At 67.0% G+C, this 20,061-nt stretch carries 21 protein-coding genes; 15 read left to right on the top strand and 6 right to left on the bottom strand.

Annotation, left to right across the window (positions count from 1 at the left end; genetic code table 11):
• The first annotated feature begins 149 nt into the window (after positions 1-149).
• The gene (locus WG901_RS00455; protein WP_339585063.1) at positions 150-1,187 is read left to right on the top strand and encodes a S66 peptidase family protein; all 1,038 of its coding nucleotides are present in this window, start codon (positions 150-152) and stop codon (positions 1,185-1,187) included.
• Here the strand turns inward: WG901_RS00455 and WG901_RS00450 are convergent.
• On the bottom strand, positions 1,184-2,065 hold the full coding sequence (locus WG901_RS00450; RefSeq protein WP_339585062.1) for a TauD/TfdA dioxygenase family protein: 882 nt from the start codon (positions 2,063-2,065) through the stop codon (positions 1,184-1,186). The genes WG901_RS00455 and WG901_RS00450 overlap by 4 nt on opposite strands.
• A 163-nt stretch (positions 2,066-2,228) precedes the next feature.
• On the opposite strand from WG901_RS00450, the gene WG901_RS00445 reads away from it, so the two are divergent.
• Both WG901_RS00445 and WG901_RS00440 read left to right on the top strand, forming a co-directional pair.
• Positions 2,229-3,581: an MmgE/PrpD family protein gene (locus tag WG901_RS00445; RefSeq protein ID WP_339585061.1), complete on the top strand. Its 1,353-nt coding sequence runs from the start codon at positions 2,229-2,231 to the stop codon at positions 3,579-3,581.
• The gene (locus WG901_RS00440) at positions 3,578-4,492 is read left to right on the top strand and encodes an isocitrate lyase/PEP mutase family protein (RefSeq protein ID WP_339585060.1); all 915 of its coding nucleotides are present in this window, start codon (positions 3,578-3,580) and stop codon (positions 4,490-4,492) included. The genes WG901_RS00445 and WG901_RS00440 overlap by 4 nt, the downstream gene beginning before the upstream one ends.
• Before the next feature lie 5 nt (positions 4,493-4,497).
• On the opposite strand, the gene WG901_RS00435 is transcribed toward WG901_RS00440, so the two are convergent.
• On the bottom strand, positions 4,498-5,181 hold the full coding sequence (locus WG901_RS00435) for a TetR/AcrR family transcriptional regulator (protein ID WP_339585059.1): 684 nt from the start codon (positions 5,179-5,181) through the stop codon (positions 4,498-4,500).
• Positions 5,182-5,276: 95 nt separating this feature from the next.
• Between WG901_RS00435 and WG901_RS00430 the strand changes: the two genes are divergently transcribed.
• Genes WG901_RS00430 through WG901_RS00420 form a run of 3 tightly spaced genes read left to right on the top strand, consistent with a single transcriptional unit; the run spans position 5,277 to position 7,620 of the window.
• Positions 5,277-6,116: an alpha/beta fold hydrolase gene (locus tag WG901_RS00430; RefSeq protein WP_339585058.1), complete on the top strand. Its 840-nt coding sequence runs from the start codon at positions 5,277-5,279 to the stop codon at positions 6,114-6,116.
• A complete protein-coding gene (locus WG901_RS00425; protein WP_339585057.1) occupies positions 6,116-6,535 on the top strand; it encodes a cupin domain-containing protein in 420 nt (139 codons plus the stop codon). The genes WG901_RS00430 and WG901_RS00425 overlap by 1 nt, the downstream gene beginning before the upstream one ends.
• The gene (locus WG901_RS00420; protein ID WP_339585056.1) at positions 6,532-7,620 is read left to right on the top strand and encodes a DUF2332 domain-containing protein; all 1,089 of its coding nucleotides are present in this window, start codon (positions 6,532-6,534) and stop codon (positions 7,618-7,620) included. Before WG901_RS00425 ends, WG901_RS00420 begins: the two co-directional genes overlap by 4 nt.
• A gap of 144 nt (positions 7,621-7,764) precedes the next feature.
• Here the strand turns inward: WG901_RS00420 and WG901_RS00415 are convergent, their stop codons facing one another.
• Together WG901_RS00415 and WG901_RS00410 are read right to left on the bottom strand one after the other, a co-directional pair.
• On the bottom strand, positions 7,765-8,064 hold the full coding sequence (locus WG901_RS00415) for a hypothetical protein (RefSeq protein ID WP_339585055.1): 300 nt from the start codon (positions 8,062-8,064) through the stop codon (positions 7,765-7,767).
• A gap of 190 nt (positions 8,065-8,254) precedes the next feature.
• Positions 8,255-9,097 (bottom strand): GntR family transcriptional regulator, encoded by an 843-nt coding sequence (locus tag WG901_RS00410; RefSeq protein ID WP_339585054.1) that lies wholly within the window; start codon positions 9,095-9,097, stop codon positions 8,255-8,257.
• A 77-nt stretch (positions 9,098-9,174) separates the two neighbouring features.
• Between WG901_RS00410 and WG901_RS00405 the strand changes: the two genes are divergently transcribed.
• The 5 genes from WG901_RS00405 to WG901_RS00385 are packed head-to-tail and all read left to right on the top strand — an operon-like array spanning position 9,175 to position 14,003.
• The gene (locus tag WG901_RS00405) at positions 9,175-9,954 is read left to right on the top strand and encodes a glucose 1-dehydrogenase (RefSeq protein ID WP_339585053.1); all 780 of its coding nucleotides are present in this window, start codon (positions 9,175-9,177) and stop codon (positions 9,952-9,954) included.
• A 35-nt stretch (positions 9,955-9,989) separates the two neighbouring features.
• Positions 9,990-10,976 (top strand): NADPH:quinone oxidoreductase family protein, encoded by a 987-nt coding sequence (locus WG901_RS00400; protein ID WP_339586610.1) that lies wholly within the window; start codon positions 9,990-9,992, stop codon positions 10,974-10,976.
• A complete protein-coding gene (locus tag WG901_RS00395) occupies positions 10,973-11,725 on the top strand; it encodes an SDR family NAD(P)-dependent oxidoreductase (RefSeq protein WP_339585052.1) in 753 nt (250 codons plus the stop codon). Before WG901_RS00400 ends, WG901_RS00395 begins: the two co-directional genes overlap by 4 nt.
• A gap of 17 nt (positions 11,726-11,742) precedes the next feature.
• Complete coding sequence (locus WG901_RS00390; RefSeq protein WP_339585051.1) at positions 11,743-12,939, top strand: acyl-CoA dehydrogenase family protein; 1,197 nt, start codon at positions 11,743-11,745, stop codon at positions 12,937-12,939.
• Entirely contained in the window at positions 12,936-14,003 is a 1,068-nt protein-coding gene (locus tag WG901_RS00385; RefSeq protein WP_339585050.1) for a phosphotransferase, read from the top strand. Before WG901_RS00390 ends, WG901_RS00385 begins: the two co-directional genes overlap by 4 nt.
• On the opposite strand, the gene WG901_RS00380 is transcribed toward WG901_RS00385, so the two are convergent.
• The gene (locus WG901_RS00380; protein WP_339585049.1) at positions 14,000-15,277 is read right to left on the bottom strand and encodes a hypothetical protein; all 1,278 of its coding nucleotides are present in this window, start codon (positions 15,275-15,277) and stop codon (positions 14,000-14,002) included. The genes WG901_RS00385 and WG901_RS00380 overlap by 4 nt on opposite strands.
• A 235-nt stretch (positions 15,278-15,512) precedes the next feature.
• Between WG901_RS00380 and WG901_RS00375 the strand changes: the two genes are divergently transcribed.
• A complete protein-coding gene (locus WG901_RS00375) occupies positions 15,513-16,505 on the top strand; it encodes an enoyl-CoA hydratase/isomerase family protein (RefSeq protein WP_339585048.1) in 993 nt (330 codons plus the stop codon).
• Between the two features lie 93 nt (positions 16,506-16,598).
• On the opposite strand, the gene WG901_RS00370 is transcribed toward WG901_RS00375, so the two are convergent.
• Positions 16,599-17,243 (bottom strand): Smg family protein, encoded by a 645-nt coding sequence (locus WG901_RS00370; protein WP_339585047.1) that lies wholly within the window; start codon positions 17,241-17,243, stop codon positions 16,599-16,601.
• 86 nt (positions 17,244-17,329) lie between these two features.
• Between WG901_RS00370 and WG901_RS00365 the strand changes: the two genes are divergently transcribed.
• From WG901_RS00365 to WG901_RS00355, 3 genes are all read left to right on the top strand, one after another.
• On the top strand, positions 17,330-18,556 hold the full coding sequence (locus WG901_RS00365) for a CaiB/BaiF CoA transferase family protein (protein WP_339585046.1): 1,227 nt from the start codon (positions 17,330-17,332) through the stop codon (positions 18,554-18,556).
• An 8-nt stretch (positions 18,557-18,564) separates the two neighbouring features.
• Complete coding sequence (locus WG901_RS00360) at positions 18,565-19,206, top strand: GntR family transcriptional regulator (protein WP_339585045.1); 642 nt, start codon at positions 18,565-18,567, stop codon at positions 19,204-19,206.
• Positions 19,207-19,392: 186 nt separating this feature from the next.
• Positions 19,393-19,974 carry a cysteine hydrolase family protein gene (locus WG901_RS00355; RefSeq protein ID WP_339585044.1) on the top strand — a complete coding sequence of 194 codons (582 nt, stop codon included), beginning with the start codon at positions 19,393-19,395 and terminating at the stop codon, positions 19,972-19,974.
• Positions 19,975-20,061: the final 87 nt, after the last annotated feature.

Raw genomic sequence — 20,061 nt, 5'->3', positions numbered from 1 at the left:
TTCGAACGGCGCGCGATCCCACCCATCGGCGATATCGCGCGCTGATGCGATACACAGTGGCTCACGTCAATGTGATAGCGGTGGAAATGCCGGGAAACGCCAAGGCGATTGCCGTCGCGAGGCATGAGCTTTGCTGCTAGACCTACGTCATGCTCGATCGACGCACCGCGCTGGCAGCCTTGAGCGCCGCAGCCGTAAGCTCGTCCACCGGCATTCCGGCTGCCGCGCCCGCGCCCCTCACGCGCAAGCCGCCGCGGCTGCGCCCGGGCGACACAGTGGGACTCATCGAGCCGGCCGGCTTCACCGTGGACCGCTTCGACCTCGAGGCGATCCTCGACACCGTGCGCGCCATGGGCCTCGTTCCCAAACCGGCGCCGCACGTAATGAAGCGCTACGGCTATCTCGCGGGCACCGACCAAGAGCGTGCAGACGACGTCGACGCGATGTTTGCCGACCGTGATGTGCGCGCGATCTTCGCGGTCCGCGGCGGCTGGGGCTCGGCCCGCACCCTGCCCTATCTCGACTTCGACACGATCCGCGCCAATCCCAAGCTGCTCGTCGGCTTCAGCGACGTGACCGCGCTGCATCTCGCCCTCGCCGCGAAGACCGGCTGCCCATCGATCCACGGCCCGACCTTGTCGAGCAGTTGGGGCGCGCTTTCCTGGGATTCATTCAAGCGCCTGGCGTTCGATGCCGAGACGCCGACCTGGCGTATGCCCGGGGGCGGCGAGGATCGCCTGGTTCCGCGTCGCGGCCGCGTGCGCACCTTCGGCAGCGGCAAGGCCTCGGGCCGGCTGCTCGGCGGCAACCTGGCCGTGCTCGCGGCGATGGTCGGCACGCCCTACATGCCCGACATGACCGGCGCGATCCTGTTCCTCGAGGAGGTCGACGAGGCCGAATACCGGATCGACCGGATGATGACCCAGCTCGCGCTCAGCGGCCTTCTCGGCAAGGTCGCAGGCGTGGTCTTCGGCCAGTGCACCAATTGCGGCACCGACGATTCCCCGGGGATCGGCTTCAGCCTGTCCGAGATCCTCGATAACCACCTCAAGCCGCTGGGCGTGCCCGCGTTCCAGGGCGCGCCGTTCGGCCACGTCGCCAACCAGGTCAGCCTGCCCGTGGGCATCCGCGCCGAGATCGACGCCGACGCGGGAACGATCCGGATCCTCGAAGCGGTCGTGACCTAGGCCGCTTCGCCAAGCGAGAGCGAATCGTCTGTCGTTTCGACCCGGCGCATCTCCCGACGTTCGCTGTGATCGAACCGTCGACCGCGATGCACGGTGCAACGGTTGTCGGCCATGACCAGGTCGCCCGACGTCCAGTGGTGGCTATATACATGCTCGCGCTGGCCGATGTGCTCGATCAGGTCGTGTACCAATGCGCGCGCCTCGGGCAGCGGCAGGCCCTCGATCGCGTAAGTCTTGCTGTCGCACCACAGGACCTTGCGGCCCGAGCCCGGATGGACGCGCACCAGCGGCCAGCGCGCCTTGGGAAAGGCGCTGCGTTCTGCTTCGGTATCGGGGATCTTGAGCATGTCGCGCGTGTTGTGCGACCAGAACTGGCCCACCTTGTCGGCGATCCAGTCGCGCGTGACAGGGTCGAGATCGTCGTAGGCCGCGCGCAGATCGGCATATTGCGTCTCGCCGCCCCGTTCGACCGCGGTCACCGCGTTGAGGATCGAGTAGCGGATCGGCTGATGCTTGTACGAGCCGTCGCTGTGCCAGAAGCGGTTGCCTATCGTGGTGATCGTCTGCCAGTGCTCGGGGCCTGCCACCTGCCCTTCGGCATCGACGTTCGAGATGTCGGTGATCGTGTCCATGCCGAGCCGGTTCTGCACGTGGTTGAGGAGCTTCGTCTGCAAGGTCGTGTCGACCTCGCCGAAGGCATGGCCGAAAGCGACGAGTTCCTCCTTTTCAAGCAGTTGCCCGGGAAAGACGAGGACGCCGAAGGCATCGCAGGCGCGCACGATCGCGTCGCGGTCCTCGGCGGACAGCGGTTGGCGCAGATCGACACCGGTGACGCGTGCGACGAAATCCCCCTGCACCGGCATGATCGTGATCGGCATCGCAAGACCTCCTGTTGAGGCTACCTCTAAGCGGATCGGGTCGCGTTCGGCGGGCCATCACTTTGCTTTCCGGCGAAAGTAGCAAATAAAACCCGGGTGTCGCTCTGGCCATGCCGCCGGCAAGCCGCGATGACCCAGAACGAGGATCGATCGGGAGACGACGGTGGCCGACACGGGTTTGACAGCGGGACTGGCGCGCTTGGCCGCGCAGGGCCCCGCCGTACCGCCCGGCCACCCCGCGCTCGATGCCGCGACGCGCGCCTTCATCGACACGATCGGCGTTGCATTGGCCGGCTGGTGCGAACCGCCGGTTGGCCTGCTTGCGGAAAGTCTGGTCGAAGGCGGCGAAGCGCGATCCTTGCTCGGCGGTCGTCGCCTCGCGGCGCGCGACGCCGCGCTGCTCAACGGCATGGCCGGCCACGTGCTCGACTATGACGACGTCGCCGTGCACGGCCATCCGAGCGTCGTGCTGGTACCCGCAATCCTCGCCGAAGCCCAGCGGCTCGGCCGTTCGGGCGGCGACGCGCTGCGCGCCTATGCGCTGGGTTACGAGGCCTGGGCAGAGCTCGGCCGGCGCGAGAGCGGCAGCTATCATCTCGGTGCCTGGCACCCCACGGCGATGCTCGGCACTGTCGCCGCGACCGTAGCCGCGGCCGCGCTCAACCGACTCGACGCGGAGACTGCGACCCACGCGATCGCCATGGCGGCGAGCTTCGCTGGCGGGCTCATCGCCAATTTCGGCTCCCCCGCCAAGCCGCTTCAGGCCGGCCGCGCCGCCGCGAGCGCGATCGAGGCCGTAAGCCTTGCCCGCGCCGGCCTCACCGGCTCGCCGACCGCGCTCGAAAGTCCGCACGGTTTCCTGCGCGCGATCTCCCCCGGCGGCGCGGTCGATGTCGACGGCCCGCTGCGCCTCGCCGCCAAGGCCGATGACCTGCGGCTGCTGAGCGAGGGCCTTTCGGTCAAGCGCTATCCGGTCTGCTACGCCTCGCACCGCGCCATCGACGGGGTGATCGATCTCGCAATCCAGGAACGGCTACGCCCCGAGGACGTGGCGCGCATCACGGTCGCTCTTGGCCGGGCGCCCGCCGCCACTCTGCGCTTCCCCCATCCCGAGACCAGTACCCAGGCGCGTTTCAGCCTGAACCACAATGTCGCCGCGGCACTGACCGACCGCGCGGTGGGTTTCGCCCAGCTCTCCGACGACTATATCCACCGCCCCGAGATCGCCGCGCTATATGCATTGACCGAGACCGAGCTGGTCGACGACGAATGCCCCGAGCAACCCGGCCTCGCGAGGTTCGACCGCGTCCGGATCGAAACGCGCGACGGTGGCCGGCTCGACTCCGGCCCGATCCGCTACCCGCGCGGTCACGCCCGGCTGCCGCTGTGCGACGCCGATCTCGACGCCAAGTTCCTCGACTGCGCGCGCCATGGGCAGGTCGCCGAAGGCCCGGCCCTGCTCGAGCGCTTGCGTGCGCTCGAAACGCTGGCCGACCTCTCGGAGCTCGTCGCATGAGCGCCGGCGCCCGCTTCCGCGCGCTGATGGCGCAACACGCCTGCCTCGTGATGCCGGGCTGCTACGACGCGCTGTCGGCCCGCCTGGCCGAGCATGCCGGATTCGAGGCGCTGGCGATCAGCGGCTTCGGGGTGGAGGCAGCGCTGCTCGGTCGGCCCGACATCGGCCTGCTGACCTTGAGCGAACTGGTCGATCAGGCCCGCCGCATCACCGGCGCGGTCGACCTGCCGATCACCTGCGACGGCGAGACCGGCTTCGGCGGCGTCCACAACGTGGCGCGGCTGGTTCGCGAAATGGAAGATGCGGGGATCGCCGGAATCCAGATCGAGGATCAGCAGGGTCCCAAGCGCTGCCCCGCGATCGAGGGGCGATCGGTCGTGAGCGTCGAAGAACAACTCGCACGGCTGGGTGCCGCCCTCGCGGCGCGGCGAGATTCCGATTTCATGATCATTGCCCGCTCGGATGCCGACGTGCTCGGCTTCGACGCGCTGATCGAGCGCTGCAATCGCTACCTGGCGGCCGGCGCAGATCTGGCCATGCCGATCTGCTTCTTGGTCGACGGCCGGCCGATCACGGCGCTTTCGCCCGACGACCAGATGGAAGTCTACGCCCGCCTGGCGGGCGCGATCGACGGGCCGGTCAAGGGCGTGCTGATCCCCGATGGCTATACCGCCGCCGACATGGCCGCGATCGGATATCGCGTGCTCGGGCTGACCGGCGGGCCGATCGAGGCCGCAGTCAACGCACTCTACCGCTCTTTCGTCGAACTGCGCCGCAGCGGCAGCGAAGCCGCCTATCGCGCGTTAGTGCCGCCGGAAATCACCGCTCCCGGCGGGATCATGAAGTTGCTCGGGCTCGACGCCTTCACCGAGTTCGAGACGCGCTTCCGCAATGCTGACGACGCGACATGAGAGGACTAGGCCGCCGCGCTCATCTGCCAGGCTTCGAGCTGCGGCGCCGCGGCCGCGCTGACCGCGCCCAGCAGCAGCAGTCGGTTGCCCGCGACCATCTGCTCGCGCAGTTCCTGCGCGGCGCCGCCCGCGGCCCATTCGTACATCATGAAGGTGTTGAGCCGCGTGATCTGCGCGCCCAGCGCCTCGATATCCGCGCCCGGCCGAACGCTGCCTTCGCGGACGAGCCGACGCAGATGCGCGAGCTTGATGGCGGAGCCGTGGCGCTGAAGCACGGCGAGCGGCTGCGCGCTGCCCACGGCCGAGGTGACCATCGCGCGCAGGAACTTTGGCGTCGCCGCGGCACAGTGGAAATACATCTCGGCAAGATCGAGGAACAGCGTCGCGCCGCGCGAGAAACCACCGAGCGCATGCCAGACCGCGCTCGTGTGCTCGTTGATGGCGGTGACGAGCAATTCGTCACGCTTGCCGAAGGCGTTGCGCAAGGTCTGGACGGTAACGCCGCTCTCGTCGGCGACCCGGCGCAGGGTGAAGCCTTCGGGGCCTTGCGCAAGCACGCGACGCGTCGTCGCGAGGATCGCCGCGCGCCGCATGCGCTGGCGCTCGAACGAACCCCGCGCGTCCGCCGGTCCGGCCGCCAGAGGCGCATAGGGATCGGGAACGATCCGCGGATCGAACTGGACTTGCACCTTTGGCATCTCCCGCAGCGGGCGGACGTGATCGCCGTTCCTGCACGCCGAGAGATCACCCGCAGGCCCGTCGCAAGTCAATGCCTGGGGGCGCCATGCCAGGCTTGACCCTCGACGGCACGCGCCTCGACTATAGACTGGCCGGGCAAGGCCGACCGGCCGTGGTACTGATCCACGGCGGTTGTTGCGCCGGCAGCGACTGGGCGCTCCAGGCTGCGGCGCTCGAGCGGGCATTCGCCGTTCTGACGTTCGATCTCCGCGGCCACGGCCGTTCGGACGGTGCCGATGGAAACCTTTCGATCGCGCGCTGGGCGGCCGACGTCAACGCGCTGGTCGATGCGCTCGATCTCGCCCCCGCGGTGATCGTCGGCCACAGCCTGGGCTCTCGGATCGCCGCCGAGGCGGTCTGGCAAAAGCCCGCCAACGCTGCCGGCCTCGTGCTGCTCGACGGCAGCCGGACGCTGGGAAGCCAGGCCGCCACGGTGTCTTCTCCAGCCGTGGCGCCGCCACCCGATGAAGACCGCAGCCTCGCCGCGATCCTCGACAAGACGATCGGCCCTTTTGCCGATGCCGCGGTCCGCGCGCGGGTGATCGCGACGATGTCCTCCCCGCCCGAAGCGGTGATGTGGGCCGCGGCCCGCGCGCTCGAGGAGTGGGACCGCGACCGCGCCGACACGGTGTTTGCCAGCCTGCCCGCAGACCTGCCCGTGCTGGCGATCCAGAGCACCTATCACGACAAGTTCACGCCGCGCCGTTCCTTCGTCCGCAGCACCGAGACCAGCCCTTACCTCGACGGCCTGCGCGCAGCGCTGCCGAGCCTGCAGGTCGTGGTCCTGCCGGAGACCGGCCACTTCAGCATGATGGAGCGACCCGAGGCGGTCACCGCGCTGATCCGCGACTTCGCGCGCGCCGTAAGGGAAAAGGAGAGCGCCTGATGGCCAAGGTCCGCATAACCACGCCCGAGCAGAAGCCGTGGCAAATATCGCCGGTCCGGGCCGAGCATGCCGAAGCCCGCGCGCTCCTGCCCGACGGCGGACCGGCGAGTGCCTACAAGATCCGCGAGCCAGGCAGCGAGACGACGCCGCAGCTTGTCGAGTTGCGCATGCATCCGCACGAGGAGGTCGCGCTCCACAGCCACGACGAGGACGAGATCATCTACGTGCTATCGGGCGAGATGAAGGTCGGCACGCGGACGATCGGCGCGGGCGCGAGCCTCTATATCGCCGGCGGTGTGTTCTACGGCTTCACCGCCGGGCCCGAAGGCGTCCATTTCCTCAATTTCCGCGCTCGCGACGATCGCTCGTTCCATCTGCCGGGCAAGCGCCAGATCATCGATACGGGAGTGACGTCATGACCTCGGCCCTTACCGGAGAAAACCGCCACGACGACATCGCCGCGGGCTTCCGCGCGAGCGAGCAGATCTTCCGCACGATGCGCGCGCCGCTCTATGAAGCCTTCTGCCGAGAGGTCGTGTCCGATCCCGGGATGCTCGCGCTCGCCGGCGACGGCATGGGCGCGGCGGCGGCGACACACCTGTTCTCGGCCGTGCACTATGTGCTGCTGCGCGATCCTGCGGATCCGCTCGCGCGCTATTTCGCAACGCTCGACGACGATCCGCTGCCCGCCGATCGGGCCTATCCTGAACTTGTCCGCTTCTGCCGCGCGCACCGCGACGAGATCCGCGAACTCCTGGAGACGCGCACGGTCCAGACAACCTATGCCGAGCGCTGCCGCGCGCTGCTGCCGCCGATGTGCATCGTCGCGCGCGAAGCCGGCGAGCCGCTGAACCTGATCGAGATCGGCTGCAGCGGCGGCGTGCTTCTGGCCTTCGACAAGTTCGCCTACGAACTAGACAACCAGGGCGTGATCGGCGCCCCCGACGCGCCGCTGCTTCTCAAAGGCGAACTGCATGACGGGCCCGAACTGTTCATCCCGCGCGTGGGCACGCGCACGGGCATCGACCTCCACACGATCGACGCGCGATCCGAAGACGAGCGCCGCTGGCTGCTCGCGCTCTGCTTCCCCGAATTGCGCGCCGAGCAGCAGCGGCTGGCTACCGCGCTCGGCATCGTCGCGCAGACCGACATCCGCATGATGGAGGGCGATGCACTGGTTCATCTGCCGGCGGCGCTGGCCGGCACGCGCGACCCGCTCTGCGTGTTCCACTCGGCCTGCCTGTTCTACTGGCCGGCCGAAGCGCGCGCCAAGCTCGACGCTATGTTACGCGAAGCGAGCCGCGAACGCCCAATCTGGCGGATCGCGATCGAACCCGCCTATGTCTTCGAGGATTGGGAGAACCAGCCCGGTGGCGCTGCATCGCCATCGCACGATCTCAAGACCGGCGGCATCAACCTCATACGCTATCGCGACGGCGAGGCCGCGCGCGAAGTGCTCGGCTGGCCGAACGCAGACTATGGGGTGATCGACTGGAAGGTCTGATGGCCCGAAGAGCCGGGATGTCCGCCGAAGCACGCTGGACAAAGCGGCTTCGGCAGGACGGTTGATGGTGTGGGGATGGCCGGGGCTCATGCCGCGCGGCCAGGAGAACCCGGGCGGGTCCACGCGCCCGGGTTCCAACGCAGCTTAGTGAGCTGCGTCCTTGGCCTTCTCGCCAGCAGCTTCGGCCTTTTCGCCAGCCGCTTCGGCCTTGTCGCCCGCGGCAGCAGCGTGATCGCCGGCAGCTTCCTTGGCAGCACCCTCGGGCGCCATGGCTGCGTCGCTCGCCGCTGCACTTGCTTCACCGGCGGCAGCGCTGGCTTCGCCAGCAGCCGCGGCGGCTTCACTGCTCGCTTCGGTGGCTTCGGCGGCAGCATCTTCCTTCTTGCCACAGCCGGCCAGCGAGAATGCTGCGAGAGCAGTCAAGCAAATGATCGAACGCTTCATAAGGTCCCCTCCTGTGTATTGGGAGGCGCAGGCTAACCCCATTTTTTGCAAAGTCCTAAGCGTAAATCATCGGACCATCGCGCCAGATGCTCGGCTGACGGCATCGCGGCGCGTTTCCACGGTGCAAAGCCCGGAAAACTGCCATCGACGAACAGAGGGGCCACCAAGGCCTTGTTTTCGAGTGCGAATATCAGAGTCCGGCCGGGCTTTTGCGGTTGCCGAGCAGGGGCCGCTGATGGAAAGCAGCATGTTCGCTGACCGCCTCGCGCACGGCCTCGTTATGCTTGCGCGCCAGCGCCCCGGCGCGCTTGACGTTGCCATCGATCACGGCTGCGACCATCTTCTGATAGTCGCGGATGCGGATGGCCTGCAATTTGCGCGACTGGTACTTCGCGTTGATGATGTGCGTCCCGACAGCGGGGAATATGCGGCTCAGTTCACGGTTGTCGGCGATCTTGAGGACGACGCGATAGAGCCCGCGGCGCGCGCGGCTGAAGACGAACTCCTTGCCGTCGGCATAGGCTGCCTTCAAGTCGTCGAGTGCACCCTGCAATTCGGTCTGATGCCGGTCGGAATCATATTGCGCAGCCGCTAGGCCGAACAGCAGCTCGGTCATCGCACCCGAGACGTCGAAAATTTCGTTCGCCTCGTCGGTATCGATCTGGCGTATCGATGCGGAGCGGTTGCGGTGCAGATTGACGACACCGCGCGCCGCCAGCCGCTGCATGGCCTCGCGCACGGCGTTGCGGCCTACGCCGAATTGCGCGGAGAGCTCGGATTCGATGAGGCGCTGCCCCGGAATGACCGATCCGGCCTCGAGCGCTTCGAGGATACCGCGATAGACGGAGTGGCTCGCGCCCTCTCCCGACAACTCCTCCATCTGTCCTGCGAACTCCGATCGACCTTGACATTGCCCTACGCGATTGTCGGCCAGATGACCAGTCAAGCCTGGCTTGCAGGAAAGAGCGTTGCCCGGGCACGCGAGCATACTGACAATTCGTGCAGGTGATATAGCCCCACGAAATTGTTCCATGATAGCGCATCGGATCGTAAGGCCGACCGGAGAGGACCCGGAATGATTCGCACGACGTTCAAATTCAGCGAGAAACGATGACCGCGCTCCGCCTCGAAAGACGAGTGGCGCTGGTGACTGGTGCTGCGCAGGGGATCGGCGCAGCCATCGCCGAAGGCCTGGCGCGCGAGGGTGCGAGCGTGCTCGCGACCGACCGCGATGGCGCCGGCGCGCAGGCCACGGCGGATCGCATCGCGGCCGTGTGGGGCGAAAGCCGGGCCGCCGCGCAAGCACTCGACGTTACCAACGAGGAAGACTGGCAAGCCGCCATCACCGCCTGCGGCGAGCGCTTCGGCGGCCTCAACGTGCTGGTCAACAACGCCGGTATCGTCGCGGTCGGCTCGGTCGAGGACCTCGACCTCGAGACCTGGCGGCGCTCGATGGCGATCAATGCCGACGGGCCGTTCCTCGGCTGCAAATATGCCCTGCCGCTGATGCGCGAGAGCGGTCCGGGCTCGATCGTCAACATGTCGTCGATCTCGGCGATGATCGCCTCGCACAACATGGCCGCTTACAACGCCTCGAAAGCCGCGCTGTGGATGCTGACCAAGTCGGTGGCGCTGCACTGCGCGCGCAAGGGCTGGCCGATCCGCTGCAATTCGATCCACCCGACCTTCGTGCGCACTGCGCTGCTCGACGGCTTCGTCGGCGACCGCGACCGCAACGAGATCCTCGGCAAGCTGGCCCGGCAGGTGCCGATCGGCCGCATCGGCGAGGTCGAGGACGTGGTCAAAGCCGTGCTCTATCTCGCTTCCGACGACAGTTCGATGATGACCGCGTCCGAGCTCAAGCTCGACGGCGGCCTTTCCGCAATGTGAGCCCCATGACCGACAACACCTCCATACCCACTACGATGACCGCGCTGCTCTGCGAAGAGCACGGCCCACCCGAAGCGCTCAAGCTGCGCAGCGATGCCCCGGTGCCGCAGCCCGGCCCCGGCGAAGTCCTCATCAAGATCCACGCCGCCGGGCTGAATTTCCCGGATTCGCTGATCATCTTCGACAAGTACCAGTTCAAACCCGCCCTGCCCTTCGCCCCCGGCGGCGAGCTTTCGGGCACGGTGACCGCGCTCGGCGAAGGCGTGACCGGCTTCGCCCTCGGCGACACGGTATCTGCGCTGACCAACTGGGGCGCCTTTGCCGAATATGTCGTCGCCAAGGCCGCCTCGACCACGCCGATCCCCGACGGCGTCGATCTCGACGTCGCGGCGGCGATCACCCTGGCCCACGGCACTTCGCACCACGCGCTTAAGCAGCGCGCGAACCTCCAGCCGGGCGAGACCCTGCTCGTGCTCGGCGCGAGCGGCGGCGTTGGCCTCGCCGCAGTCGAGATCGGCAAGGCGATGGGCGCGCGCGTGATCGCCGCCGCTTCGACCGAGGAAAAGCTGGCTATCGCCAAGGCCCACGGCGCCGACGAGACGATCAACTACACCACCGCCGACCTCAAGACCGCGGTCAAGGCACTCGCGCCCAAGGGCGTCGACGTGATCTACGATCCGGTCGGCGACAAACTCGCCGATCCTGCCTTCCGCACGATCGGCTGGGGCGGTCGCTATCTCGTGATCGGTTTTGCCGGCGGCGAGATCCCGAAGCTTCCGCTCAACCTGCCGCTGATCAAGGGCGCGAGCATCGTCGGCGTGTTCTGGGGCGATTTCGTCGCGCGCACGCCCGATCTGCACCAGCAGAACATGGCCGAGCTCTACGCCATGCTCGCCGAAGGCCGGATCAAGCCGCTGATATCGGCGCGCTACCCGCTCGCCCAAGGCGGCGAAGCGATCCGCGCGATGATGGACCGCCAGGTAACCGGCAAGGTCATCGTCAAGGCCGGAGAAACCGCATGAGCACCGCCGATCGCTTCTCGGTCGCGGGCAAGCGCGCGCTCGTCACCGGCGCCTCCTCGGGCCTCGGCCTCCATTTCGCCAAGGTACTCGCCGAGGCCGGCGCCCACGTCACCCTGGCGGCGCGGCGGGTCGAAAAGCTTGCCGAAGCGGCGAGCGAAATCGGCGGCGCCTGCGACACGCTCGCGCTCGACGTCACGTCCCCCGCCTCGATCGCAGCCGCCGCATCGGTCTTCGCCGAAACCGACATTCTGGTGAACAACGCCGGCGTCGTAGCAGACGGACCGGCGATCGACATGACCGAGGCCGATTGGGATCAGGTCGTCGATACCAACCTCAAGGGCGTGTTCCTCGTCGCTCAGGCGGCCGCGCGCGGGATGAAGGCGCACGGCCGCGGCGGGTCGATCGTCAACGTCGCCTCGATCCTCGGACTGCGCCAGGCGGGTGCCGTGGCCTCCTATGCCGCATCCAAGGCCGGCGTTATCCAGCTGACCAAGGTCCTCGCGCTCGAATTCGCGCGCTTCAAGATCCGCGTCAACGCGCTGGCACCCGGCTATTTCGAGACCGACCTCAACGATGCCTTCCTGTCGGGCGACCTCGGCCAGGCCATGATGAAGCGCGTGCCGCAACGCCGCTTCGGTAGCCTGCCAGACCTCGACGGACCACTTCTCCTCCTCGCCTCCGACGCGGGAGCCTACATGACCGGCTCCACGATCGTGGTCGACGGGGGCCATCTCACCAGCACGCTTTAACCGGGAGACGACGGCCGATGGACGCCGCGACGATGAACATTTCCGAAGAGGTCCGCACGCTCGGCGCGCGCATCGAGGCTTTCGTGCGTGACAAGATCGTGCCCTACGAGCGCGACCCGCGCCGAGATCACCACGGCGCGCCGACCGACGAGCTGGTCGCCGAGCTCAAGGCGCTCGGCCGCACCGAAGGTCTGCTGACGCCGCATGTGAAAGCCGACGGTTCGCACCGCACGCAGGTCGAGACCGCCTACCTGCTCATCCGCTCGGGCCTCTCGCCGCTGGGGCCCTACGGCTGCAACACCAGCGCCCCCGACGAGGGCAACATGTACCTGCTCGGCCATGTCGGCAGCGACGCGATCAAGGAGCGTTTCCTCAGGCCGTTGCTCGCGGGCGAGGCGCGCTCGGCCTTCCTGATGACCGAGCCGGCCGACTGGCAGGGCGCGGGCTCCGACCCCTCGATGATGAAGACAACCTGCCGCCGCGCCGAAGACGGTTCGGGCGATTGGATCGTCGACGGCCGCAAGACCTTCATCACCGGCTTCGCCGGTGCCAAGGTCGGCATCGTCATGGCCAAGGCGGAGGAAGGTGCCTGCATGTTCCTCGTCGACCTGCCCGATCCAGCGATCCGCATCGACGAGGTGCCGAACACGATCGACAGCTCGATGCCCGGCGGCCACGCCACCCTGACGATCGACGGCCTGCGCGTGCCCGCCAGCCAGATGCTCGGCGAGGCCGGCGAAGGCTTCAAGTACGCGCAGATCCGCCTGAGCCCCGCGCGCCTCTCGCACTGCATGCGCTGGCTCGGCGCCTGCATCCGCGCGCACGAGATCGCCACCGACTATGCCTGCCGCCGCCTGGCCTTCGGCAAGCAACTGATCGAGCACGAGGGCGTGGGCTTCATGCTCGCCGAGAACCGCATCGACCTCAAGCAGGCCGAGCTGATGATCTACTGGTGCGCGCAGGTGCTCGACACCGGCGATCTCGGCACGGTGGAAAGCTCGATGGCCAAGGTCGCGGTGTCCGAGGCGCTGATGCGGATTGCCGATCGCTGCGTGCAGGTGATGGGCGGGATCGGCGTGACCGAGCGCACGATCGTCGAGCAGGTCTTCCGCGAGATCCGCGCGTTCCGCATCTACGACGGCCCGACCGAGGTCCACAAATGGAGCCTCGCCAAGAAGATCCGCCGCGAATGGCGCGAGGCGCAAGAGGCATGAGCACGCACGACGAAGCGGCGAACTCGGGCACGACCGCAGTCCGCGAGGGCTATGGCTTCGACACGGCGTCGCTGGCGCGCTGGATGGAGGCGAACGTCGAGGGCTATGCCGGGCCGCTCGAGGTCCGCCAGTTCAAGGGCGGCCAGTCGAACCCGACCTACCAGCTCGTCACCCCCGACCGCCGCTATGTGCTGCGCCGCAAGCCGCCGGGCGACATCCTCAAAGGCGCCCACGCGGTCGAGCGCGAGGCGCGGGTGATGAGCGCGCTGTCGCCGCTTCGCTTTCCGGTGCCGCGCGTCTTCGGCACCTGCACCGACGATTCGGTGATCGGCACCTGGTTCTTCGTCATGGACATGGTCGAGGGCCGGATCTTCTGGGACGCGACCTTCCCCGGAGTCTCGAACGCGGAACGGCCGGCCTACTTCGCGGCGATGAACGGCGCTCTGGCGCAGCTTCACAGCGTCGACGTTTCGGCGGTGGGCCTCGACGATTACGGCAAGGCTGGCAACTACTTCGAGCGCCAGATCGGCCGCTGGTCGAAACAGTACCTCGCCGACGAGGAAGCCGGGCGCGATCCCGACATGGACCGACTGGTCGCATGGCTGCCGAACAACATCCCGGCAGGCGACGAATCCTCGATCGTCCACGGCGACTATCGCTGCGACAACATGATCTTCCACCCGACCGAGCCGCGAGTCCTGGCCGTGCTCGACTGGGAGCTCTCGACCCTCGGCCATCCACTCGCCGATTTTGCCAACCACGCGATGATGTACCGCATGCCGCCCGACATCGTCGCCGGCCTCAAAGGCGCCGATCTTGCCGCGCTCAATATCCCGAGCGAGGCCGAATACATCGCCATGTACTGCCGCAGCACCGGCCGCGATGCGATCCCCAACTGGGACTTCTACATCGCCTTCAACTTCTTCCGCCTCGCCGCGATCTTCCACGGCATCAAAGGCCGTGCAATCCGCGGCACCGCCGCCTCTGCGCATGCGCATGAACGCGGACAGAAGTTCCCGTTGTTGGCCCGCCTGGCAGCCGAGGCGATGGAGGCCTGCGGCTAGGCGACCCGCGCCAGCACGGTATCGAGGCTGCGGCCGAGATCGTGCGTCTCCCACAGGTTCATGAACACCGTGAGCATGTGGAGCTGGGTGCGCGCGCGTTCGCTCTCGACGAAGCGGCGGTCACGCCGGCTCTCGGCCTGGTCGAGATCGGGGATCTCGCGCAGGATCAGCGGCACGGCGTCCAGCAGCCAGCAGATCCCGAGCAGGCCGACGTGCATGTCCATCTCGAGCCGGATTTCAGCCGGATCGAGCCCTTGCGCGGGATCGAACTGCGCCACGTAGAGCGCGAGCAGTTCGTCGAGATGCGCGTCCCACAGTTCGGGCTCGGCGCCCGACAGCGTGCCCCACAGCGCCTGGGCGACGGACATCTGGCCGACGCGCCCCCAGTCGATGAAACCGCAATGCCGCTGGCCGTCCTCGTCCTGCCAGAACCAGGCATTGTCGACGTTGGCGTTCCAGTGCGCGAAGACCACGTTCTTGGGCCGCGCATAGAGCCAGGTCTTGATCGCCTGCTCGTGTTCGAGAAAGCGCGGCACGTCGCGCATCAGGGCTTCGTGGAAGCTGTCGGCACGGATGTTGACCGGCAGGAGCTGCGGGTAATTGCGGCAGAACTCGGCATAGCGCGAGACCCGGTTCTTCAGCTTCTGCGCATCGTAGCGGATTCTATCCGAGGCGATCGCCGCCGCGCGGTCGAAACCGAAATATTCGTCGATCCGGGGGGAGAGCCGGCCGGCGCGATGCGCCACACCGAGCCGCGCGTTGGTCGCGATGATCACGCGGTAGTGATCGAGCGGATCGGGCATCTCCCAGTCGAGGCATTTCTCGTAGTGCCGCTCGTTGCGCCCTTCCCCGTACGGAATGCGCTGGGTGATCATGATGCCGGTGCCGCTCTCGTGGTGGAAGTCGCTGAAATAGCAGGCGGGCACATCGATCGGAAAGTCGCCGACCGAAAGCGCCGCAAAGCGCGCCTCATCTTCCATCTCGTAGCGCTGGTTGTCGCGCAACGGATCGTCGAAAGCGCGCGAAAACTTGACGAAGAGGTCGGTGTGCAGCGCCGGATCGGGCCTGGCATATTCGACCGAGAGCAGGACCTTGCGCCCCGTGCTGCCACGCGGGCAGTCCTCGAACCGGCTGATCTGCGCGACGGCGTTATCGGCGGACAGCGAACCGATTTTGTGGAAGGCCTCGGTCAGGAACGCCGCGCCGGCAGCGAGCAAGGCCTCGGGATGGGCCGGCATCGCCATGCCGAACATATCACCTTCGATCCAATCCATTCCGTCGACACCTCTGGCCTTCGATTAGCGCTGCTGCCTATCCCATGATAGCCGGCGGGTAATTGATTGTGTTCGCAATCGCGCTGACCTGCGACCGCCCTTCGCCTCCGCGCGCGTTGATCGTCCCTCTGGATTGCCCCACAAAATTTTCCAGGCAATGATCCACCTGACCACGCCGCCAACCGACTTCGAGTCGACTGCGTGCGCCGGCCAGAGTCGCATCGAGGAGAGGAAAATGGTTTCTGCAACGACCGCGGGTGCCGCGCGCGCCGCGTCCAAGATTCCGCCGGCAGAGGAAGCGGTCCTCTACGAGAAGGATCCGCGCACCAAGATCGCGACGATCACCTTCAACCGCCCGAACGACCTCAACGCGATGAGCGTCGACATGCGGCTGCGCTATTCGGACCTGATCCACCGCGCCAATGTCGACGACGACGTCAAGGTCCTGGTGATCCGCGGCAACGGCAAGCACTTCGGGGGCGGCGGCGACCTGCCCGAGCAGGCCGACATGCTCTCGGCGGATTCGCGCGCCTCGCTGCTCCGCGAATTCCGCATCGGTGAGGACGAAGGCGTCAAGTATCCGGCCGGCGATTCCTATCGCTACCTCGCCTCGCTCGTGCAACTCTATGCCAATTCGAACTTCGGCAACCGCGCGCTGCAGGACTTCAAGAAGATCTCGATCCTCGAAGTGAAGGGCTATTGTTACGGCTGGCACTTCTACCAGGCGGCCGACGTCGACCTGATCGTCTCGTCGGACGACGCCTTGTTCGGCCACCCCTCGTTCCGCTACGTCGGCTGGGCGCCGCGCATGTGGCAGTGGGCGACGATGATGGGCCTGCGCAAGTTCCAGGAAATGGTCTTCACCGGCCGCCCCTTCACCGCCGCCGAGATGAAGGAACTGCACTTCGTCAACTCGGTAGTCCCGCGCGATCAGCTCGAAGCGGAGACGATGAAATATGCGATGGCCTGCGCCAATTGCCGCCCGACCGACACCGTCATGATGCAGAAGACCTTCTTCGAGGTCTTCAAGCAGGAACAGGGCGAATACAAGGGCTCGATCCTGGCAGCCTGGCTCGAATCGATGCTTGGCATGGTCAAGAACGAGGACCAGCTCACGCTCGGCGACGAGACCTTCGACAAGGGCCTCAACAACGCGGTGAAGGACAACGATTCGCTGTTCCCGCCCGACTGGCGCCTGTCGATGGGCGGCCGCAAGAAGGCCGAATGACCCGTGCCTTCGGGCCGTGTGAAAGTCACCCCGCGAGCGATCGCGTAAACCTTGGCGGCTCCCCTTGTGGGGGCCGTTTCTTTTTGTGACGGGCTAGCCGACGAAGGTTCGGGCGCCTCTGGCGATCACGGCTTCCAGCGGTCCGCCGATCACTACGCCGTTCTCGGCGAAGTGGCCGAGCAGGAACGCGAAAGCCTCGCCGTCGCGGCGCTCGATCAGCGCCTCGATCACCGCACCGAGCACGGCCAGGGCTTCGTCATAGGCTGTCTCGAACTGCTCGAGACAGACGATCTCCCCACCGGCATCGGCCGCCTCGGACAGATTCGCGACCAGCGGCAGGTCCGCGTCGCCGGCTAGGACGCGCAAGGCGTTCTGCGCCTCGGCGAGCAGCGGCACGATCTGCATCGCCGTGTCGAACGCCTGCTTGAGCTGCGGACTGTCCTCCGCCAGCGGCAGCAAGCCCTGCGCTTCGGCACCGAGCCGCGCCAGTTCCTGCACCGCAGAATGGCCGGCGAACTGCGCCGTCACGCCGGCGAGCCCGCGCGCTGGCCGGCCCTGCGAAGGCACGGTCGCCGCCCCCGTGCCATCGCCGAGCATATCGGCCGCCTGCCGGAAGAAATCGCCGATCTCGTCACGATCGAAGCCAGCGGCCCGCAGCAGCTTCCCCGCCGAGACGATCACCTCCTGCGCCAGCGCCTGCCGGTCGATCGTCACTTCGTCATGCTTCGTGTTCGTCATGCCAGCGCTATAGGACAAGCCGACCACAGGCTCCAGCCGCCCGATACCCTCTTGATGGATAATGCATTATCTGTCAGCAGAGCCGCATGACCGATCGATCCAGACCGTTGGCGGGGAAGCGCGTGCTTGAGCTGGGCACGATGATTGCCGCGCCGTTCGCCACGCATATCCTTTCCCAGCTTGGGGCCGAGGTCATCAAGATCGAGCCGCCGGCGGGGGACACGACGCGCTCGCTGGTGCGCGGGGGGCCGAGCGGGACGATCGTCGCCTATAGCCATTCGAAGCAGGCGATCTGCCTCGACCTGACGACCGCCGACGGCAAGGCGGTGTTCCGCCGCCTCGCCGCTACCGCCGACGTCGTGATCCACAACCTCGCGCCCTCGGCGGCACGCAAGCTCGGCGTCACGGCTGACGACTGCGCAGCGGCGAATCCCGACGTGATCCACGTTCACGTCAAGGGCTATACTCACGGTCCCCAGGCCGACGACCTGATGACCAACCCGATCGCCGAAGCCGCGACCGGCGCGATGGACGACCACCGGGTCGACGGCCGCCCGACGCGCTTCGGGCCGTCGTACCACGACCAGTTCGCCGGCACCTATGCGGTGATCCGCGTGCTGGCGACGTTGCTCAACCCGGCACCCACCGCGGCCGACCGCCGCATCGAGATCGGCCTCTACGAGACCGGCCTGCACCTCGCGGCGCGCGACCTGGCGGGCATGCAGCTCAAGACCCAGCTGCTTGGCCGGCTCGAGAAGGAAGGCGGCGGCGAGTTCTCGATGCCCGGCTATGGTTCATACCTGACCGCAGATTCGCGCTGGATCTATCTGTTAATCCTGACCGATGCCCACTGGGCCAAGCTGACAAAGGCGCTCGACATGCCCGAGGACGGCGACCCGGCCTATGCCAAGCTGCGCGACCGCAAGGCCGCGCGCGAGACGGTCGAGGCGGCAGTCAGCGCGGCGGTCGGCCGCTATTCACAGGCCGAGGCCGAACGCCGGCTGCGCGCGGCCGGGCTCGGCTTCAACGAGGTCGTGCCGCTCGAGCGCGTGCTCGAGGCGCCGCAGGCCCGCCAGCCGGGCAAGCTGCGCGAGCTGACCTTCCGCGGCCTGCAGTTCGAAGTGCCGGAGTTTGCCGGTGACGGGGAGATCGTGCCCAATCTGCCCCCGCCCGAGATCGGCGAGCACACGCGCCCGCTCCTCGAAGCGCTCGGTTATGCCCCTGCCGAAATCGAGGCGCTGTTGTCTTCGGGCGCAGCCAAGGCCTATCAGGACGGCGATTTCGCCTGGGCCCCGGTGCGACAGAAGAGTTGACCGATACGATGATGCAGTTTCGCACCAAGGAAGAGCAAGTCGCTGATTTCCTGCGCGAAGGCATCATATCGGGCCGCTTCGCCCGTGGCGCGCGGCTCAAGCAGCAGGAAATCGCCACGCTGCTCAACACCTCGATCACGCCAGTGCGCGAGGCGCTCAAGCTGCTCGAGGCCGAAGGCTATGTCGCCGGCGATTCCTACCGCGGCGCGGTGGTCGCGCCGTTCGACATCGAGGCTTCGACCGAGACCTTGAACCTGCGCATCCTGCTCGAAACCCAGCTCGTGCGCGGCGCGGTCGAGCGTGCGACCGCGGCCGACATCGCCGAACTCAAGGTGATGGCCGACGAATTCGCCACGGCCTTCGACGCCGGCGACAACGAGACCGCGCGCGCTGCCAACTACCGCTTCCACCACCGCATGTTCGAGATCGCGCGGATGCCGCAGACCCTGCACTTCGTGCAGATCCTGTGGGCGCGCTATCCGTTCGACCTGATCAACCAGTTGAAGGGCCGCGTCAGCCGCGCGGCGAACGAGCACGGCGACCTGCTCCAGGCCTTCATCGGCGGTGACGTCGCGGCGGCAATGCTGGCGACGCGGCAGCATATCGAGGCGGGCTGGACCGAGCTCAAGCATTCGGTTTCGGCCGCCTGAAGAACAAGGATTTTTTCGCACGAAGACACGAAGGGACGAAGAGGTTGCGCTCGGCCGAAGGCCAGTTTTCTCCCTGAAACATCACGGGAAGAGAGCGGCGGCTTCGCCGCAATGCCGACCTCTTCGCGTCTTTGTGTCATCGTGCGAGATACCCCTTCTTTTCTACTGTAATCAAAGGCCAAACCCATGAAGAAAACGCTCTTCCTCGTCATGGACATGATGAACGATCTCGTCGCCGAGGACGGCTTCAACGCGCAGACCTATGGCACTCAGGTCAAGGAACGAAACGTCCTCGACAACACCGCCAAGGCCATTGCCACCGCGCGGACGGCGGGCGCGTTGATCGGCTATGTCCGCGTCGGCTTTTCTGCCGACTATCGCGAGGCTCCCGCCGCCTCGCCCATCTTTTCGGGCGCGCGCAAAAACGGGATATTCCAGCTCGGCACCTGGGGCAGCGAGGTCCACGCCGCGCTAGCGCCCGATCCGCAGGACTTCGACGTGATCAAGCACCGCGTGAGTCCGTTCTACGGGACGTCGCTCGAACCGATCCTGCGCGCCAACGCGGTGGAGCGGATCGTGATGTGCGGCGTCTCGACCAACGGCGTCGTTCATTCGGGCGCGCGCGAAGCGCACGATCGCGACTACGAGGTCGTGGTGCTCGAAGACTGCTGCGCCGGCGTCACGCCCGACGAGCACCTGCACGCTGTCGCCTGCATGGGCCGCTACGGATCGATCGTCGACAGCACCGATTTCGACTGGCAGGCCTGACCCGCCGCGCGGCCCGAAAGGCGCCTCTGCAAGCAAATTGCAAGCGCTCTGCACGCCACTGCAAACGCACTGCAACGGCCCGACAAC

This window comes from Novosphingobium anseongense (assembly GCF_037482895.1).
Classification (GTDB): domain Bacteria; phylum Pseudomonadota; class Alphaproteobacteria; order Sphingomonadales; family Sphingomonadaceae; genus Novosphingobium; species Novosphingobium anseongense.
This window is presented reverse-complemented; position numbering and strand designations above follow the sequence as displayed.

What these genes read in the sequence shown, in the direction of transcription:
- WG901_RS00455 (WP_339585063.1), top strand. Translation starts at nt 150, where the DNA reads ATGCTCGATCGACGCACCGCGCTGGCAGCCTTGAGCGCCGCAGCCGTA.
- WG901_RS00450 (WP_339585062.1), bottom strand. Translation starts at nt 2,065, where the DNA reads ATGCCGATCACGATCATGCCGGTGCAGGGGGATTTCGTCGCACGCGTC.
- WG901_RS00440 (WP_339585060.1), top strand. Translation starts at nt 3,578, where the DNA reads ATGAGCGCCGGCGCCCGCTTCCGCGCGCTGATGGCGCAACACGCCTGC.
- WG901_RS00430 (WP_339585058.1), top strand. Translation starts at nt 5,277, where the DNA reads ATGCCAGGCTTGACCCTCGACGGCACGCGCCTCGACTATAGACTGGCC.
- WG901_RS00425 (WP_339585057.1), top strand. Translation starts at nt 6,116, where the DNA reads ATGGCCAAGGTCCGCATAACCACGCCCGAGCAGAAGCCGTGGCAAATA.
- WG901_RS00420 (WP_339585056.1), top strand. Translation starts at nt 6,532, where the DNA reads ATGACCTCGGCCCTTACCGGAGAAAACCGCCACGACGACATCGCCGCG.
- WG901_RS00415 (WP_339585055.1), bottom strand. Translation starts at nt 8,064, where the DNA reads ATGAAGCGTTCGATCATTTGCTTGACTGCTCTCGCAGCATTCTCGCTG.
- WG901_RS00410 (WP_339585054.1), bottom strand. Translation starts at nt 9,097, where the DNA reads ATGGAACAATTTCGTGGGGCTATATCACCTGCACGAATTGTCAGTATG.
- WG901_RS00405 (WP_339585053.1), top strand. Translation starts at nt 9,175, where the DNA reads ATGACCGCGCTCCGCCTCGAAAGACGAGTGGCGCTGGTGACTGGTGCT.
- WG901_RS00400 (WP_339586610.1), top strand. Translation starts at nt 9,990, where the DNA reads ATGACCGCGCTGCTCTGCGAAGAGCACGGCCCACCCGAAGCGCTCAAG.
- WG901_RS00395 (WP_339585052.1), top strand. Translation starts at nt 10,973, where the DNA reads ATGAGCACCGCCGATCGCTTCTCGGTCGCGGGCAAGCGCGCGCTCGTC.
- WG901_RS00390 (WP_339585051.1), top strand. Translation starts at nt 11,743, where the DNA reads ATGGACGCCGCGACGATGAACATTTCCGAAGAGGTCCGCACGCTCGGC.
- WG901_RS00385 (WP_339585050.1), top strand. Translation starts at nt 12,936, where the DNA reads ATGAGCACGCACGACGAAGCGGCGAACTCGGGCACGACCGCAGTCCGC.
- WG901_RS00380 (WP_339585049.1), bottom strand. Translation starts at nt 15,277, where the DNA reads ATGGATTGGATCGAAGGTGATATGTTCGGCATGGCGATGCCGGCCCAT.
- WG901_RS00375 (WP_339585048.1), top strand. Translation starts at nt 15,513, where the DNA reads ATGGTTTCTGCAACGACCGCGGGTGCCGCGCGCGCCGCGTCCAAGATT.
- WG901_RS00370 (WP_339585047.1), bottom strand. Translation starts at nt 17,243, where the DNA reads ATGACGAACACGAAGCATGACGAAGTGACGATCGACCGGCAGGCGCTG.
- WG901_RS00365 (WP_339585046.1), top strand. Translation starts at nt 17,330, where the DNA reads ATGACCGATCGATCCAGACCGTTGGCGGGGAAGCGCGTGCTTGAGCTG.
- WG901_RS00360 (WP_339585045.1), top strand. Translation starts at nt 18,565, where the DNA reads ATGATGCAGTTTCGCACCAAGGAAGAGCAAGTCGCTGATTTCCTGCGC.
- WG901_RS00355 (WP_339585044.1), top strand. Translation starts at nt 19,393, where the DNA reads ATGAAGAAAACGCTCTTCCTCGTCATGGACATGATGAACGATCTCGTC.